At 63.9% G+C, this 14,385-nt stretch carries 13 protein-coding genes; 1 reads left to right on the top strand and 12 read right to left on the bottom strand.

Going from position 1 to position 14,385, the window contains the following annotated elements; translation table 11 throughout:
* Nucleotides 1–15 precede the first annotated feature (15 nt).
* The 3 genes from KUF59_RS11990 to KUF59_RS11980 form a co-directional block, all read right to left on the bottom strand.
* On the bottom strand, nucleotides 16–1,743 hold the full coding sequence (locus KUF59_RS11990) for a sulfatase-like hydrolase/transferase (protein ID WP_212457234.1): 1,728 nt from the start codon (nucleotides 1,741–1,743) through the stop codon (nucleotides 16–18).
* 41 nt (nucleotides 1,744–1,784) lie between these two features.
* On the bottom strand, nucleotides 1,785–3,497 hold the full coding sequence (locus KUF59_RS11985; protein ID WP_212457235.1) for a sulfatase-like hydrolase/transferase: 1,713 nt from the start codon (nucleotides 3,495–3,497) through the stop codon (nucleotides 1,785–1,787).
* 177 nt (nucleotides 3,498–3,674) lie between these two features.
* Nucleotides 3,675–4,328, bottom strand: coding sequence for a TetR/AcrR family transcriptional regulator (locus tag KUF59_RS11980; protein WP_212457236.1), 654 nt, complete (start codon nucleotides 4,326–4,328; stop codon nucleotides 3,675–3,677).
* Between the two features lie 107 nt (nucleotides 4,329–4,435).
* Between KUF59_RS11980 and KUF59_RS11975 the strand changes: the two genes are divergently transcribed.
* Complete coding sequence (locus KUF59_RS11975) at nucleotides 4,436–5,050, top strand: cytochrome b family protein (protein ID WP_258769486.1); 615 nt, start codon at nucleotides 4,436–4,438, stop codon at nucleotides 5,048–5,050.
* 8 nt (nucleotides 5,051–5,058) lie between these two features.
* Here the strand turns inward: KUF59_RS11975 and KUF59_RS11970 are convergent, their stop codons facing one another.
* The 9 genes from KUF59_RS11970 to miaA form a co-directional block, all read right to left on the bottom strand.
* A complete protein-coding gene (locus KUF59_RS11970; protein ID WP_258769484.1) occupies nucleotides 5,059–5,907 on the bottom strand; it encodes an SDR family oxidoreductase in 849 nt (282 codons plus the stop codon).
* Between the two features lie 494 nt (nucleotides 5,908–6,401).
* Nucleotides 6,402–7,421: a ketol-acid reductoisomerase gene (gene ilvC / locus KUF59_RS11965; protein WP_212353758.1), complete on the bottom strand. Its 1,020-nt coding sequence runs from the start codon at nucleotides 7,419–7,421 to the stop codon at nucleotides 6,402–6,404.
* 133 nt (nucleotides 7,422–7,554) lie between these two features.
* Nucleotides 7,555–8,157, bottom strand: coding sequence for a LysE family translocator (locus KUF59_RS11960; RefSeq protein WP_212457239.1), 603 nt, complete (start codon nucleotides 8,155–8,157; stop codon nucleotides 7,555–7,557).
* 7 nt (nucleotides 8,158–8,164) lie between these two features.
* Entirely contained in the window at nucleotides 8,165–9,040 is an 876-nt protein-coding gene (locus KUF59_RS11955; RefSeq protein ID WP_258769483.1) for an EamA family transporter, read from the bottom strand.
* A 35-nt stretch (nucleotides 9,041–9,075) separates the two neighbouring features.
* Complete coding sequence (locus tag KUF59_RS11950) at nucleotides 9,076–9,771, bottom strand: class I SAM-dependent methyltransferase (RefSeq protein ID WP_212457241.1); 696 nt, start codon at nucleotides 9,769–9,771, stop codon at nucleotides 9,076–9,078.
* A 3-nt stretch (nucleotides 9,772–9,774) separates the two neighbouring features.
* Nucleotides 9,775–10,317 (bottom strand): acetolactate synthase small subunit, encoded by a 543-nt coding sequence (gene ilvN / locus KUF59_RS11945; protein WP_212457242.1) that lies wholly within the window; start codon nucleotides 10,315–10,317, stop codon nucleotides 9,775–9,777.
* A gap of 23 nt (nucleotides 10,318–10,340) precedes the next feature.
* A complete protein-coding gene (locus tag KUF59_RS11940) occupies nucleotides 10,341–11,324 on the bottom strand; it encodes a threonine dehydratase (RefSeq protein ID WP_258769482.1) in 984 nt (327 codons plus the stop codon).
* Nucleotides 11,325–11,328: 4 nt separating this feature from the next.
* Nucleotides 11,329–13,104 (bottom strand): acetolactate synthase 3 large subunit, encoded by a 1,776-nt coding sequence (locus KUF59_RS11935; RefSeq protein ID WP_212457244.1) that lies wholly within the window; start codon nucleotides 13,102–13,104, stop codon nucleotides 11,329–11,331.
* Between the two features lie 327 nt (nucleotides 13,105–13,431).
* Complete coding sequence (gene miaA / locus KUF59_RS11930) at nucleotides 13,432–14,379, bottom strand: tRNA (adenosine(37)-N6)-dimethylallyltransferase MiaA (protein WP_258769481.1); 948 nt, start codon at nucleotides 14,377–14,379, stop codon at nucleotides 13,432–13,434.
* Between the last annotated feature and the right edge of the window lie 6 nt (nucleotides 14,380–14,385).

The following is a 14,385-nucleotide window of genomic DNA, read 5'->3' as shown; positions in this document are numbered from 1 at the left end:
GGCTGACGGGCTGCGCTACAGCCCGCGGATCATCCCGGCATTGATCATCAGGCGGTTGAAGCGGCGCGCCTCGGTGCCGTCCTTGCAGTCGTAGAAGATGCCCTTGCAACGGAGCATGATCTTCTTCTGCTCCTTGAAGGACGGGTCGAGCGGGACCCCTGCGGCATCCTGGATTACGATCGGGATATAGGCGGCATCGAGTGTTTCGAGCGCCGACGATAGATCGGCCGGTCGGAAGTTGATTCCATCCAACGCATAGTACGTGGAGAAGTAACGCGGATCTCTGGTCATCATGCGTTGCGCCAGCAATTTCCGGTCGATGCCGGGCTCAAGCAATTGCTGCGAGATGGCAGGTTGATGATCGCCGAAACGCAAGATCAGAAATGATTGATCTGGATAGTCGTCCGCCAACCGCGCGGTGAAATCGCGGTACTCCTTCGCTGTCACGGTCTGACGACGGACGTATTCGTCGGTCTCCGCCGCATTTCCCAGCGGAGCCCAGTCTGGCGTCAAATCGGGCCGGTAGACGTTCCACCAGGGAAAATGATTGGCCGTGAGATACACGAACATGAAGATCGGCGACTGCGAGAGTTGCTGGTCCGCAAGCACCTTCAAGGCCTGGTCGAAGTAGAACTTGTCAGGCTGCATGTCCTGATGGACACCCATAGCCGCCATGTCGATGAACTGGCCGACGCCGACACCCTTCTGGAACGAGCGCGCAGATAGGAAATCGCCGTAGCTCGGATAGAGCGAGAAGGTGTTGTATCCGCAGCGTTGCAGCGACCGCGGCAGTCCGCGCGTGACGTGGCCCGCGGCGATTCTGGTGACGTAAAACTTCAAGTCGCCGAACGATCGCGCCGACAGGCCGCTCAGCACATTGAACTCAGTGTACCAAGTGGGGCCGCCGGTCGGCTCCGCCATCATGGTGCGCTGCGTGCCGTCAAGGGACTTGAAGTAATCGGAGTACCCCGGCGGGACCTTGACCCCGGGCACGGCGGAGATGTCGAAGCTCGACTCGTCGAGCAGCAGAATGATATGCGGCAACTTCGCGGCGGTGTCGCATTCTTCGTCGAGCGGCCGCGCCGGTTGGTCCGTGGCGTAAGCTCCCGGGGCCAGGGGAAGCAAGCCGCTCGCAGGTGGATCGGCCTCGATCCATCCTGTCGAAGCCAGTTGCGACACCGCCACCACGCCAGAGCGCGCGAGACCGGAAATATGATTGACGCCCTGGAATGGCTCCCACGGTCGCTCGGGCACCGCGACCGACATGGCCGATATGGACACGGTTGTTGCAGCAAGGATCGCCAGCACGAGGCGGCGTCCTGCGCGCAACGGATCTGCCCGCCAGATCGCCCACAACAGAGGAAGTGCAACGATCGCCGCCACGATCAACTGAGTCCGCAACCGCGGAAACACCGAGAGCAGGAACGAAAACGTATCGCGATCGATGATCAGGAAATCGAGGAACGTCAGCGTCAATTCCAATATGCCAGACTTGAATCGCGACAGCGTGATCAAGAGCACCAGCAAGATCAACGCGAGCGCCGCGGAAAAGCCTGGCCGCGGCAGCACAAGCAGGAAAAGGCAATTCAGAAAAATCCACGTCAACAGCGACAGCGTGATCGCAAAAGGCCCGTATTCGGTAGCGAGCAGGACGACCAACGCCGCAAGATGTAGCATGGCGAGCACGCCGACACCCGCGTAAAACCAGGCGCCGCGCCGTGCCGCAACGCGGATGCAGATCATTCCAGGTTTAACGGAGGCTGAAATTTGAGCCTCCCTTGCGGCTAGAGGTTCTTCACGAAGCCGGCGTCGATCAACAGACGATTGAGACGGCGCGCCTCGGCGCCATCCTTGCAGCTATAGAATAGGCCCTTGCAGCGCAGCATGATGTCCTTCTGCACGGCGAAGGACGGATCGAGCGGGACACCGGCGGCTTCCTGGATCACCAGCGGCAGATACGCAGCATCGATCGTGTCCATCACCGCCTCGCTCTTGACCGGCTCGAAATTGATGGCGTCGATCGCGTAGTAGGTCGCGTAGAGACGCGGATCGTAGGCGTCGAGCTTCTTGCCGAGGGCGCCCTCATCGAGCCCCGGCTCGAGAATGTGCGGCGCGAATTCCGGCTGGTGATCGCCATAGCGGACGATCAAAAACGGCTCGCCCGGAAACTTCTTCTTCAGGCCCGCGATGAAGGCCTTGTACTGCTCGGCGCTCATCGCCTGCCGGCGCAGATATTCGTCGATCGACGCCACGTTGCCCGGCGCGCGCCAGTTCGGCGTCAGCTCGGGGCGGAAGCGCGTCTCCCAAGGGAAATGATTGGCGCCGAGATAGATGAAGCTGAACAGCGGCTTGTTCGGCGTCCGCTCGCCCATCAACTGGAGCGCCTTGTCGTAGAAGAAGGAGTCCGGCTCGACGTCCTTGGCGCCGAGATCCTTGGCGTCGTAGAAGCGCTCGATGCCGGCGGTGACCTGAAAGCTCCGCGCGCTCATGAAGGCGCCGTAGGCGGGATAGAGCGACATGGTGTCGTAGCCGCAGCGCCGCAGCGCCAGCGGCAATCCGCGTTCGACGCGGCCCGATGCGATGCGGGTCACGAAATAGGCGAAGCGGCCGAACGAGCGCGACGAGAGACCGGCGAGCACGTTGTACTCGGTGAACCAGCTCGGCCCGCCATTGCTTTCGGCCAGGAACGTGCGCTGCCTGCCGTCATAGGATTTGAAATGGTCGCCATAGCCTGGCGGCACCTTGATGCCGTCAGCGGCGCGGATGTCAAAACTCGATTCATCATGGACCATGATGATGTTCGGCCGTCGTCCGGCAGCGTGGCAGGAATCGACCAGCGGCATATTCAGCCGCTCGCCATTCGCGGCGGCCGACTCCATGAAGCCGTAGCGCATGAAGTCGGAGACCGCCGTCACGCCGGAGCGGAAGAACTTTGACAGATAGCCGTCGTCGTAATAGCCGCGCCAGGCTTCGTCCGGGTGGCTGATGGAATAGCCGACCAGGGCCGCGAGGCAGGCGAGCTTGCAGGCGAGCGCCGGCAGCCGGCGGACGCGGAACGGATCGAGCCACCACAGCGAATACATCAGCGGCAAGATGACCAGGGCGGCCATGATCACCGACCAGCGCAGGTTCGGGAAGATCGTGAACAGGAAGGCGACGGTGTCGCGGTCGATCATCATCAGATCGATGAAGTTCACCGTCATCTGCACGACGTCGTGCTTGAGCCGCGAGAGCAGCACCAGCACCACGACCATGGTCAGCGACAGCGCGCCCGACAGCGCGGGACGGCGCAGCAGTGCGAGCCAGAAGAAATTGAGCATGCCCCAGGACAGGATGAAGCCGAGGCGCGAGCCGAAATCGTTCTCGGTCTGCACCATCAGCGCCAGCGCCGCTAGCTGCGGCGCCGCAACGGCGAGCAGGCGCCAGATCCCGATCGCGGCGACGCTTGCCAGCGCGGCGGTGGCGGCAGAGGGACCTGGATTGGGCGCGGACGCCATCGACTGCACGCAAACATGCCCGGCGCGGTGATGCCAAACCCTCTGGCCAAAGGACCAGGGGAGTCCGGCGCAGCCGGAACCTGCACCGTGTCATAAAAATGTAATGGAACGGTCGCACCCATGCAATGCGATCGGCCGTCCGACCTTCGCTTAATCTTAGCGGCGCGCGAATGTCGCCTAGCGCTTGGCGATCCCCGCGATGAACAGATCGATCACCGCCTCCGCCATCCGCTCGATCTCGGCCTCAGCGACACCCCAACGAGGGAAATGGCCGTCGAGGTTCATGCGGGCAAAGCCGTAAACCAGCGAACGGCCCGCGATCAGCACCGCCCTCGGGTCGGACGACCGCAACAGGCCTTGCCCGGCCGCTTCGGCCAGCATGGCTTCGGTCATGGCGATCACCTCGGCATTGTCGCGGGTGAGCGCGGCCGAACTCTCATGGGCGAAATAGCGGCCCGTCGAGATGATCTCGAAATGGGCGGGGTTGCGCATCGCCCAGCGCAGGTAGGCCAGCCCGAAGGCGCGGAAGCGCGCCAAAGGATCGGCCGTCTTGGCCTCGGCCAGTGCCGCCTCGATCTCGGCGCGGAAGCGACGCTGCGCCTCTTCCGCCGCCGCGGTCATCAGCGCATCGCGGGTGGGGAAGTGTCGGAACGGCGCGCCAGGCGAGACCGCGGCGCGGCGCGCGGCCTCGCGAACGGAAACCTCGCTGCCCTCGGCCGCCAATTGCAGGGCGGCGTCGATCAGGACGCGGCGCAGATCGCCATGATGATAGGGCCGCGCCTCGGAGGTGCGGCGGGGGGCACGGCGCTTGGGGGTCTCGCGCGTGGGCATAAAGGCGCTCTTAGCATCAAGCGAACGTGAATGTAAGCGCTGATTACACTGTTGACGACCGCGCCTCGTCGAAATGTAATCGATGATTACATTGGGAGATGATCGTCATGTCGGAACGTCAAAGCTGGTTCGAAGGCTGGCGGCTGCTCGCCGCTCTCATCCTGACTCTGTTGGTCCTGACCTTCTGGATTGCAACGATGCGGCAGTTCGAGGTCGAGGGCGTGCGCATGGTTATTCGCTTCACGGCGCGAAGCTCGCTCGCGCTGTTCTGCCTCGCCTTCAGCGCCGCCGCTTTGGCCCGGCTGTGGCCCACCGCCTGGACGCACTGGCAGCGCCGCAACCGGCGCTATCTCGGCCTCGCGTTCGCCGCCTCCCACGCCATCCACGCCGTCGCGATCGTCGCGTTCGCCAACATTGATCCGGCCGGCTTTGCGGCTGCGACCTCGGCGGCCTCCTACATCTTTGGCGGCCTTGGCTACGCCTTCATCATCGCGATGGCCGCGACCTCGTTCGACCGCACCGCCCAAATGCTCGGCCCGCGCGCCTGGCAGACGCTGCACCTCACCGGCGGTTACTATCTGCTATTCCAGTTCACCGTGTCGTTCGGCAAGCGCGTCCTGGACATGCCACTTTACGCGCTGTTCCTGATCCCGCTGCTCACAGTGTTTGCGCTCCGGATGATCGCGATGGCCCCGCGTGGACGGCCGGTCGCGGCGGGTTAAAGCGCCCGTTACCCCGGCAGCAGGCCGAGGCGCTTGGCGATGATGCGGTCGACGGCGCGCTTGGGCAGCGTCGCCTGCATCATGTGCCGCACCGGGTCCGGTGTCACCTGGTAGCGCACCCGAGGCTTGGCCGCGGTCAATGCCTCGACCACGACCTCGCCGATCCGTTCGGCCGGCAGGCCGGTCTCGCCCAACTTCATCATGAAGGCCATGATCTTGTTGAGCGCCGGGAAATAGGGCGAGTTCTTGTAGACCGACAGATCGATCTGCTCGGCCTTGCTCCAGATTGGAGTCTTCACCGCGCCGGGCGCGACGATGATCACGTCGATGCCGAACAGCATCAATTCGCGGCGCAAGCTCTCCGACAATCCCTCGACGGCGTGCTTGGAGGCGCTGTATGGCGCCGACAGCGGGTTGCCGTTCTTGCCTGCAACCGAGCTGATCATCACGATCCGGCCCTTCCGCCCCTTCAGCGAGGTATCGGAGCCGAGCAGCGGACCAAACGCCTGCGTCGCGATGACCGGACCGATGACGTTGATGTCCATCTGGCGGCGGAATTCGTCGGCCGGCAGCTCGAGCACGGGACCTGCCACCGCGATACCGGCATTGTTGACGAGCCCGGCCAGCGTCTCGCCGGCCAGCGCCTCGCGCACCTGCCGGGCGGCGGCGAGCACCGCGGCCTCATCGGTGACGTCGAACATCAGGGGTGTGAAGTTGGCGCCGAATTCGGTTTTGAGCCGGTCGGCATCCGCCTGCTTGCGGACGCTGCCGAACACGCGATAGCCGCGCCCGAGCAAAACCTTTGCGGTGGCCCAACCGATGCCGGTGGACGCGCCGGTGACGACGACAGATCGCATGTTGTTTCCCCCTGGTTCCCGGGATCATGTAGCGGCAACGGCAACGAGCGCAATGCTGCTTGCTTATTAAGCGGCCGCGAGCTGTGCAGTGGAGGCGACACATTCGCTCGGAATGCTCTCCAACAATTCGCTGCAGCTATCAGCTCTTAGATTGAAGCAGCGCGTGAAGAAGATTTTTTCGCACGAGAGGTCGATGAGACCGCAGATGAAAAGCCGAATCCTTGACTTTGAAGTCGCTGGGCTTTTGGCGATTGGGAGGGCGGGGAAAAGCTCGGAAATTGCGCGAGATGAAGAATATGCTTTAAGCGTCAGTTCTTCGTCTTGAAGTGCGCTTGCAGCCCGCGAAGAATTTGAATGAAGCAGCAAAGCTTGGGCCGAAGAGAAAGGGCGAGATCGCCGCTCGCGATCTCGCCCAAACACTAGCCGTGAGGGCTTAAGATTTGGTGTGTGGCAGTGCACACGCACGCGACGCTTGCGCGTCGCGCGCTCGCCACTCAGTTCTTGCTCTTGTCGACCAGCGCGCCCTTCTTGATCCAGGGCATCATGTCGCGGAGCTTCGCGCCGACTTCCTCGATCGGGTGCTGGGCAAGCTTGGCGCGGGTCGCCTTGAACGAGGTCTGGTTGACCTTGTTCTCGAGCATCCAGTCGCGGGCGAACTTGCCGCCCTGGATGTCGGCGAGCACGCGCTTCATCTCTGCCTTGGTCTCGGCAGTGACGATGCGCGGACCAGTGACGTACTCTCCGTACTCGGCGGTGTTGGAGATCGAGTAGTTCATGTTGGCGATGCCGCCTTCATAGATCAGGTCGACGATCAGCTTCACCTCGTGGAGGCACTCGAAATAGGCCATCTCCGGGGCATAGCCGGCCTCGACCAGAGTCTCGTAGCCGCCCTTGATCAGCTCGACCAGGCCGCCGCAGAGCACCACCTGCTCGCCGAACAGGTCGGTCTCGCACTCTTCCTTGAAGGTGGTCTCGATGATGCCGGCACGGCCGCCGCCGATCGCCGAGGCGTAGGACAGGCCGAGGTCATGGGCGTTGCCCGAGACGTCCTTGGCGATCGCGATCAGGCAGGGCACGCCGCCGCCGCGCTGATACTCCGAGCGCACGGTGTGGCCGGGGCCCTTGGGGGCGATCATCAGCACGTCGAGGTCGGCGCGCGGGTCAAGCAGGTTGAAGTGGACGTTGAGGCCGTGCGCGAACACGAGGGCGGCGCCCTTCTTCATGTTGTCGTGCAGGTGCTCCCGGTAGATGTCACCCTGCAGTTCGTCCGGGGTCAGCATCATGACGAGGTCGGCCCATTTGGCGGCCTCGGCGACTTCCAGCACCTTGAAGCCGGCGGCTTCCGCCTTCTTGGCCGAGGCCGAACCCTTGCGCAGCGCGATGGCAACGTCCTTGACGCCGGAATCCTTCAGGTTGAGCGCATGGGCGTGACCCTGGCTGCCATAGCCGACGATGGCGACCTTCTTGCCCTTGATCAGGTTCAGGTCGGCGTCGCGATCGTAATAAACACGCATAGTCGTTTCCTCGTTCAGGGGCCAGAATCGGCCGTTGGTCAGGTGTCGGACGGTGAAAATTGCGGATTTCGGGGGCTGTCTAGAGCATTTTCCGCCCCGAAGGAAACCCGTTTCTGCATGGAAATCCGCGACATCATGCATCCATGAAAACGGGGTAGAGGGAGGCGAGCAGCAGGAGCGCCATCAGGATATTGAAGCCGCGGATCAGCCGCTCCGAGGTCAGAACCGGCCGCAGCGCGGTCCCGAACAGAGCCCAGACCACGGTCGAGACCGTGCCCACGAGCAGGCTGATCACGGTCTGGATGGCGATGTTGAGGGGGAATTGGGCGATGGCCGCATAGGCCGTGATGGTGCCGATCACGATCACCCAGCCCTTGGCGTTGATCCACTGGAACATAGCCGCGCCCCAGAAGGTCATTGGTCCCTTCTCCTTGTCCTCGCCGGACTTGGCCGGGCCGGACATCGCAATCACGGCGGCCAGGTAGACCAGATAGGCAGCCCCGGCATATTTCAGGATGGTCTGGAGGATCGGATAGGCCAGGAACACGGTGCCGAGTCCGAGACCGACGGCCGCCACCATGAAAGCAAAGCCGATAGTGATACCGGCGATGTGCGGGATGGTGCGGCGGAAGCCGTATGTCAGCCCCGACGACAGCAGCATGATGTTGTTGGGCCCCGGCGTGAAGAACATCACGACCGCGAAGACGACGAAGGCGTAGAAGAGCGATTGGGACATGCTGGCCTCACGCGGTCTTGGGCAGGGCTTGCGGGCGCTTGGCCAGCAGCATGACCGCGATGCCGGCGATCACGGTCAGCATGCCAGCCAACCGTAGCGGCCCAAATTTTTCGCCGAACACGATGCTGGAGGCGGCAGAGCCCACGAACGGCACCAGCAGCGCGAACGGCACCACTTGCGCCGCCGGGTAGTCCCGCAACAGCCGGCCCCACAGCCAATAGGCGATGCTGGTCGAAATGCCGCCGAGCGCGAGCATGCAGAGCAGACCAGTCAGCGACATGTGCGTCAGCGCGCTACAGGTCGGCGCAGGGCCATTGGCGATCACCGCCAGCACGAACAGCGGCACCGCCGAGACCAGGCACAGCCAGGCGAACAGGTCGAACATCGGAACGCCGCGGGCGCCGCGCAGCAACAGATTGCCGATGGCAAAGCTGATCGGCGAGATCATCAGCACGGTGAAGGCGGCGACGCTGAAGTCATAGCCGACGGTGCCGCAGATCATCAAAAGGCCCATCGCGGCAATGGCGATGCCGAGCGTCTGCATCGGCGTCGGCCGCTCGCCGAACGCGATCACCGCAAAGCCGATGGTGAACAGCGCCTGGCTCTGCACAATGACGGAGGTCAAACCCACCGGCACGCCATGGGCGATGCCATAGGCCTGGCTCAGGAACTGGCCGAGGAACAGCGTGAAGCTGATCGCTGCCAGCAGCGACCAGGCGATCTTCGGCTTGCGGATGAACAGGCAGGGCACCGCGGCGATGGTAAAGCGCAGCGCGGTCATCAATTCCGGCGAAAACTCGTCAAGCGCGATCCGGCTCGCCACGAAGGCAAGTCCCCAGACGATCGCCACCAGAACGGCGATGAGAATGTCGGCCGGCTTCATTGTTCTTGTTCGGCTCTGTCGTTCGATTCGTGTTGTTAGCTTTGTTCGCCGGCCTTGGGCTTGCGCAGGAGATAGGTGCCGTGCATCGGGGCGTGATAGTCGGCCGAGACCAGCGTGAAGCCGACGTCGGTCAACATCCGCTCCATCACCCAGCCGAAGGTGGAATATTCGTCGCGCATATGCGCGACGACGTTGTCGCGCGAAAAATCGTGGTTCTTGATCTGGAAGTCCGCCCATTGGTCGACGTCGCGCTCGCAGGCGTCGGGCATCGAGACGAACACGATGTCACGCAGATAGAAGCTCGCACCCGGCTTCAGCGCCCGATAGATCCGCGACATCGCCACCGCCTTCCAGAAGTCGGGCAGGTGGTGCAGCGTGAACTCGCTGACGATCAAATCATAGGACTCGGGCTGATAGGAGAAACTCAATAGGCCGGCCGACTGGGTGCGGACCGCCGCCTTGCGGTCGCGCGAATAGATTTCGGCGAGCGCCAGCATGGCCGGTGAGATGTCGATGGCGTCGACTTCCGCGCCCATCAGCGCAGCCTCGGTCGCGAGCACACCGTTACCGCAGCCGATATCGGCGATCCGCCATCCGCGTTGCACGCCGAGCATTTTCAGCGCGGCGCGCGCACGCAGGTCGGCATCATCAAAATTGTCGTAGATCGAGGCGACCGCGGGCTCCAGCCCGATCCGGTTCCGCTCGTTATAGTACCAGTCGCGCGCCAACATGGTTCACATCCCTTCAGGCCCGCGGCCGATCGCGGCAACACCGGTGCGCGACACCTCGACGAGGCCGAGCGGGCGCATCAGGTCGATAAACTGATTGATCTTGTCCGTGCTGCCTGTGATCTCGAACACAAAGCTCTCGGTTGTCGCGTCGATGACGCGAGCCCGGAACGCATCCGCCAGGCGCAGGGCCTCGACGCGATGCTCGCCCTGCCCGCGCACCTTCACCATCGCGAGCTCGCGCTCGATCGCGCGCCGCGTCAGCGTCATGTCGACGACGCGGTAGACCGGGATCATGCGGTCGAGCTGGTGCTTGATCTGCTCGATCACCATCGGTGTGCCCGTGGTGACGATGGTGATGCGCGAGAGATGCTTTTGGCTCTCGGTTTCCGAGACCGTGAGACTCTCGATGTTGTAACCGCGCCCCGAGAACAGGCCGATGACACGCGCGAGCACGCCCGGCTCGTTCTGCACGAGAACCGAAAGCGTGTGCGTCTCGTTGGGATCGTGACGATCCTCGAGGAAGTAGGCGGATGCGGGCTGGTTCATTGTCGTCCCCTCTATTCTCTTCGTCACGCCATCGCCCGCTGGGCGACCGGCGCGTCCGTCCCGACCCATTGGCGGAACAGATCGAAATCGATGTTGCCGCCGGACAGCACGAGGCCGACGCGCTTGCCTTGCAGCTTGCTCTTGTCCTGAAGCGCCGCGGCGAGCGCGGCAGCACCGGCGCCTTCGGCGAGATTATGTGTGTCGGTCCAGTAGGCGCGGATCGCGACAGCGACCTCGTCGTCACTGACCTGCACGATGCGCGACGCGCCCTTGCGGATGACGCTGAAAGCATCCGGATCCGGGATGCGGGTGGCCATGCCGTCGGCGAGCGTGTTGCTGGTCTCAGTGGTCACAATGCGGCCTGCCGCAAACGACAGCGCATAGGATGGCGCCTCCGTCGACTGCACGCCGACGATCTCGGTCTTCAGGCCCAGCAGGTCGCGCGCCATGATGCAGCCGCAGATGCCGGAGCCCTGCCCGATCGGCACGTAGAGAACATCGAGATCGGGCGCCGCCCTGAACAATTCCAGCGCGTAGGTCGAAACCCCCAGCACGAGGTCGCGGTGGAACGACGGCACCATGTGCAAGCCTGCGAACTGCGCGCGGCGCTCGGCCTCCTCGCGCGCGGCCTGAAAATCCTCGCCGTGCTCGACGAGCTCGGCGCCAAAGGCCTTCATGGCGCGGTTTTTCTCGACGGAGTTGCCGCGCGGCACATAGATGACCGCGGGCAGGCCGTGCCTGGCAGCCGCAAACGCGAGGCTCTGGCCGTGATTGCCGCGCGTCGCCGAGATGATACCCGGCGTGTTCGGGCTCTCCCGCTTCAGCCGCTCGAGATAGACCAGCCCGCCGCGCACCTTGAAGGCGCCGATCGGCGTATGGTTCTCGTGCTTGACCACGACGCGCGTGCCCAAACGCTGGCCAAGCAGCGGCCAGGCATGCGCCGGCGTCGCCGGCACCGCCTGCCCCACGATCTCATGCGCGCGTTCGAGCTCCCTCAGGTCGAACATCGCATCACACCAGCGCCTTGCCGCCGGCGAACGCGGTGGCGGTTGCTTCGTCGTTGGCCTGCTCGGGCAACAGCATCTCGTTGTGTGCCTTGCCGGAGGGAATCATCGGGAAGCAGTTTTCCAGCGCCGCGACACGGCAGTCGAAGATCACCGGACGCTTGACTGCGATCATCTCCTTGATGGCGCCGTCGAGATCGGCCGGCTTCATCGCCCGGATGCCGACGCAGCCATAGGCTTCCGCGAGCTTGACGAAATCCGGCAGCGCCTCGGAGTAGGAATGCGACAGGCGGTTGCCGTGGAGCAGTTGCTGCCACTGCCGCACCATTCCCATGTACTGGTTGTTCAGGATGAAGATCTTGATCGGCAGCTCATACTGGACCGCCGTCGACATCTCCTGGATCGTCATCTGCACCGAGGCATCGCCCGCGATATCGATGACCAGGCTGTCGGGATGGGCGACCTGCACGCCGACCGCGGCCGGCAAGCCATAGCCCATGGTGCCGAGCCCGCCCGACGTCATCCAGCGGTGCGGCTCCTCGAAGCCGAAGAACTGCGCCGCCCACATCTGGTGCTGGCCAACCTCAGTCGTGATGTAGGTGTCCTTGCCGCGCGTCAGCTCGAACAGGCGCTGGATCGCCTGCTGCGGCAGGATGATGTCGTTGTTCTTCTTGTAGAACAACGAATTGCGCGCGCGCCATTGCGCGATCTGCTGCCACCACGGCTTGATGTCGGGCTTCTTGGCTTCCGCCTTGAACACCTGGAGGATGTCGCCGAGGATGTTGCCGCAATCGCCGATGATCGGGATATCGACACGGATGTTCTTGTTGATCGAGGACGGATCGATGTCGATGTGGATCTTCTTCGAGCCCGGCGAGAACGCATCGACGCGGCCGGTGATGCGGTCGTCGAAGCGCGCGCCGACGCACAGCATGACGTCGCAATCATGCATGGTCATGTTGGCTTCGTAGGTGCCGTGCATGCCGAGCATGCCGAGCCAATTCTTGCCCGATGCCGGATAGGCGCCCAGCCCCATCAGCGTGGAGGTGATCGGGAAGCCCGTGACCTCGACCAGTTCGCGCAGCAGTTTTGACGCCTCGGGGCCGGAGTTGATGACGCCGCCGCCGGAATAGATCACCGGCCGCTTGGCATTGGCGAGCAGCGCCACGGCTTTGCGGATCTGCGTCGCATCGCCCTTGACGCGCGGCGCGTAGGAGACGTGCACGTCGGATTTGCGGGGCGGATGGTAGGTGCCGGTCGCGAACTGCACGTCCTTCGGCACGTCGACCAGCACCGGACCCGGACGGCCGGAGGTCGCGACATAGAAGGCCTCGTGCAGCACCTTCGCGAGATCGTTGACATCGCGCACCAGCCAGTTGTGCTTGGTGCAGGGACGCGTGATGCCGACCGTGTCGCATTCCTGGAACGCGTCATTGCCGATCAGATGCGTCGGCACCTGGCCGGTGATGCAGACCAGCGGGATCGAATCCATCAGCGCGTCCGTCAGCGGCGTCACCATGTTGGTGGCGCCGGGACCGGAGGTGACCAGCACGACGCCCGGTTTGCCGGTCGAGCGCGCGTAGCCTTCGGCGGCATGGCCCGCGCCCTGCTCGTGGCGGACCAGGATGTGCTGGACTTCGCTCTGCTGGAAGATCTCGTCGTAGATCGGAAGCACCGCGCCGCCGGGATAGCCGAAGATGTCGGTCACGCCATGATCGATGAGGGCGCGGACGATCATTGCGGCGCCGGTCATCTGGTTCGGATCGTGGCTCTTCTCGGTCATTGTCTTGCTCCGGATGCGCTGTTGTCAGCGGCTTCTTTCGACTGTGGTTCGGGAAATAAAAAAGGGCCCCAAGAGGCCCCATGCACACCGCTCGGATTTGGATGGCCGCTAGCCATCCCCGGCGGTGCGCCTGGGTACGACGACGATAAGGAGTTTGGTAATAATATTACGCATGGCAGGTGCCCGGCTTCCCAAAGGTTGCGCGAAACATAACGGCCAAAGCCTGGATGTCAAGGCAAAGCGGCCGCTCCCGCGCGGATTTGGGCAATGTAGCGGCGTTCCAGCCGTTCGGCGAGAGGAAATTTGCTGCGCCGGCACAAAACCGCGTCAGCCGGGCTCCTGCCCCGCACTTGTGATGGCCGCAAGCCAGCCCCGCGCCTCCGCCGGCTTCACCCACTCGAATTCGGGCAATTGGTGCCGAAACCAGGTGAACTGGCGCTTGGCGTAATGGCGGGTGTCGGCGCGGCCGATTGTGGCCGCCTCCTCCAGGCTGATCTCGCCGGCGAGGTGCCGGATCAGGGCGGGTACGCCGTGCGCCTTCATCGCCGGCAGCAGCGGGTCGAGATGGCGCGCCGCCAGCCGCTCGACCTCCTTGAATGCACCGGCGCCCAACATCGCGTCGAAGCGCGCGTCGATGCGGGCATAGAGCTCGTCGCGCTCGGGCGCGAGGAACAGCGCGCGAAAACTGTCCTTCGGCAGCAGCGGCGGCTGGCTCTCGCGGTGCCAATCGAGCAGCGAGCGGCCGGTGGCCTCGACCACTTCAAGCGCGCGCGCAATGCGGGTGCGATCGCGAACGTTCAGCCGTTCGGCGGCGCGTGGGTCGCGGGTCGCGAGTTCCGCATGCAGCGCCTCGACGCCCTCGCGCTCCAGCCGCGCGCGCACGCTCTCGCGCACCTCGGCGGAGATCGGCGGCACCGTCGAGAGACCCGCGGTGAGCGCCTTGAAATAGAGACCGGTGCCGCCGATGAAGATCGGCACGCGGCCCTGCGCTTGCGCCTCGGCCAGCGCCGCAGCGGCATCCGTGAGCCAGGCGCCTGCCGAGAAATTCACGCTGGCCTCGACATAGCCGTAAAGGCGATGCGGCACCCGCGCCTCCTCCTCCCGCGTCGGGCGCGCGGTGATGATGCGCAGATCGCGATAAACCTGCATGGAATCGGTATTGATGACGACGCCGCCGATGGTTTGCGCGAGTTCGAGCGCCAGCGCCGACTTGCCGCTGGCGGTCGGGCCTGCGATAAGCACGGCCTTGCGCAACTGCCCGTTCCCTTCTCTCACGCGAAC

This window comes from Bradyrhizobium arachidis, from assembly GCF_024758505.1.
Lineage (GTDB): Bacteria > Pseudomonadota > Alphaproteobacteria > Rhizobiales > Xanthobacteraceae > Bradyrhizobium > Bradyrhizobium manausense_C.
Note: the sequence above shows the minus strand (reverse complement) of the source record. Positions and strands in the feature narration are given on the sequence as shown.

Bases quoted from the DNA above. Each gene is read 5' to 3' on its own strand.
- KUF59_RS11990 (WP_212457234.1), bottom strand. From the start codon at position 1,743: ATGATCTGCATCCGCGTTGCGGCACGGCGCGGCGCCTGGTTTTACGCG.
- KUF59_RS11985 (WP_212457235.1), bottom strand. From the start codon at position 3,497: ATGGCGTCCGCGCCCAATCCAGGTCCCTCTGCCGCCACCGCCGCGCTG.
- KUF59_RS11980 (WP_212457236.1), bottom strand. From the start codon at position 4,328: ATGCCCACGCGCGAGACCCCCAAGCGCCGTGCCCCCCGCCGCACCTCC.
- KUF59_RS11975 (WP_258769486.1), top strand. From the start codon at position 4,436: ATGTCGGAACGTCAAAGCTGGTTCGAAGGCTGGCGGCTGCTCGCCGCT.
- KUF59_RS11970 (WP_258769484.1), bottom strand. From the start codon at position 5,907: ATGCGATCTGTCGTCGTCACCGGCGCGTCCACCGGCATCGGTTGGGCC.
- ilvC (WP_212353758.1), bottom strand. From the start codon at position 7,421: ATGCGTGTTTATTACGATCGCGACGCCGACCTGAACCTGATCAAGGGC.
- KUF59_RS11960 (WP_212457239.1), bottom strand. From the start codon at position 8,157: ATGTCCCAATCGCTCTTCTACGCCTTCGTCGTCTTCGCGGTCGTGATG.
- KUF59_RS11955 (WP_258769483.1), bottom strand. From the start codon at position 9,040: ATGAAGCCGGCCGACATTCTCATCGCCGTTCTGGTGGCGATCGTCTGG.
- KUF59_RS11950 (WP_212457241.1), bottom strand. From the start codon at position 9,771: ATGTTGGCGCGCGACTGGTACTATAACGAGCGGAACCGGATCGGGCTG.
- ilvN (WP_212457242.1), bottom strand. From the start codon at position 10,317: ATGAACCAGCCCGCATCCGCCTACTTCCTCGAGGATCGTCACGATCCC.
- KUF59_RS11940 (WP_258769482.1), bottom strand. From the start codon at position 11,324: ATGTTCGACCTGAGGGAGCTCGAACGCGCGCATGAGATCGTGGGGCAG.
- KUF59_RS11935 (WP_212457244.1), bottom strand. From the start codon at position 13,104: ATGACCGAGAAGAGCCACGATCCGAACCAGATGACCGGCGCCGCAATG.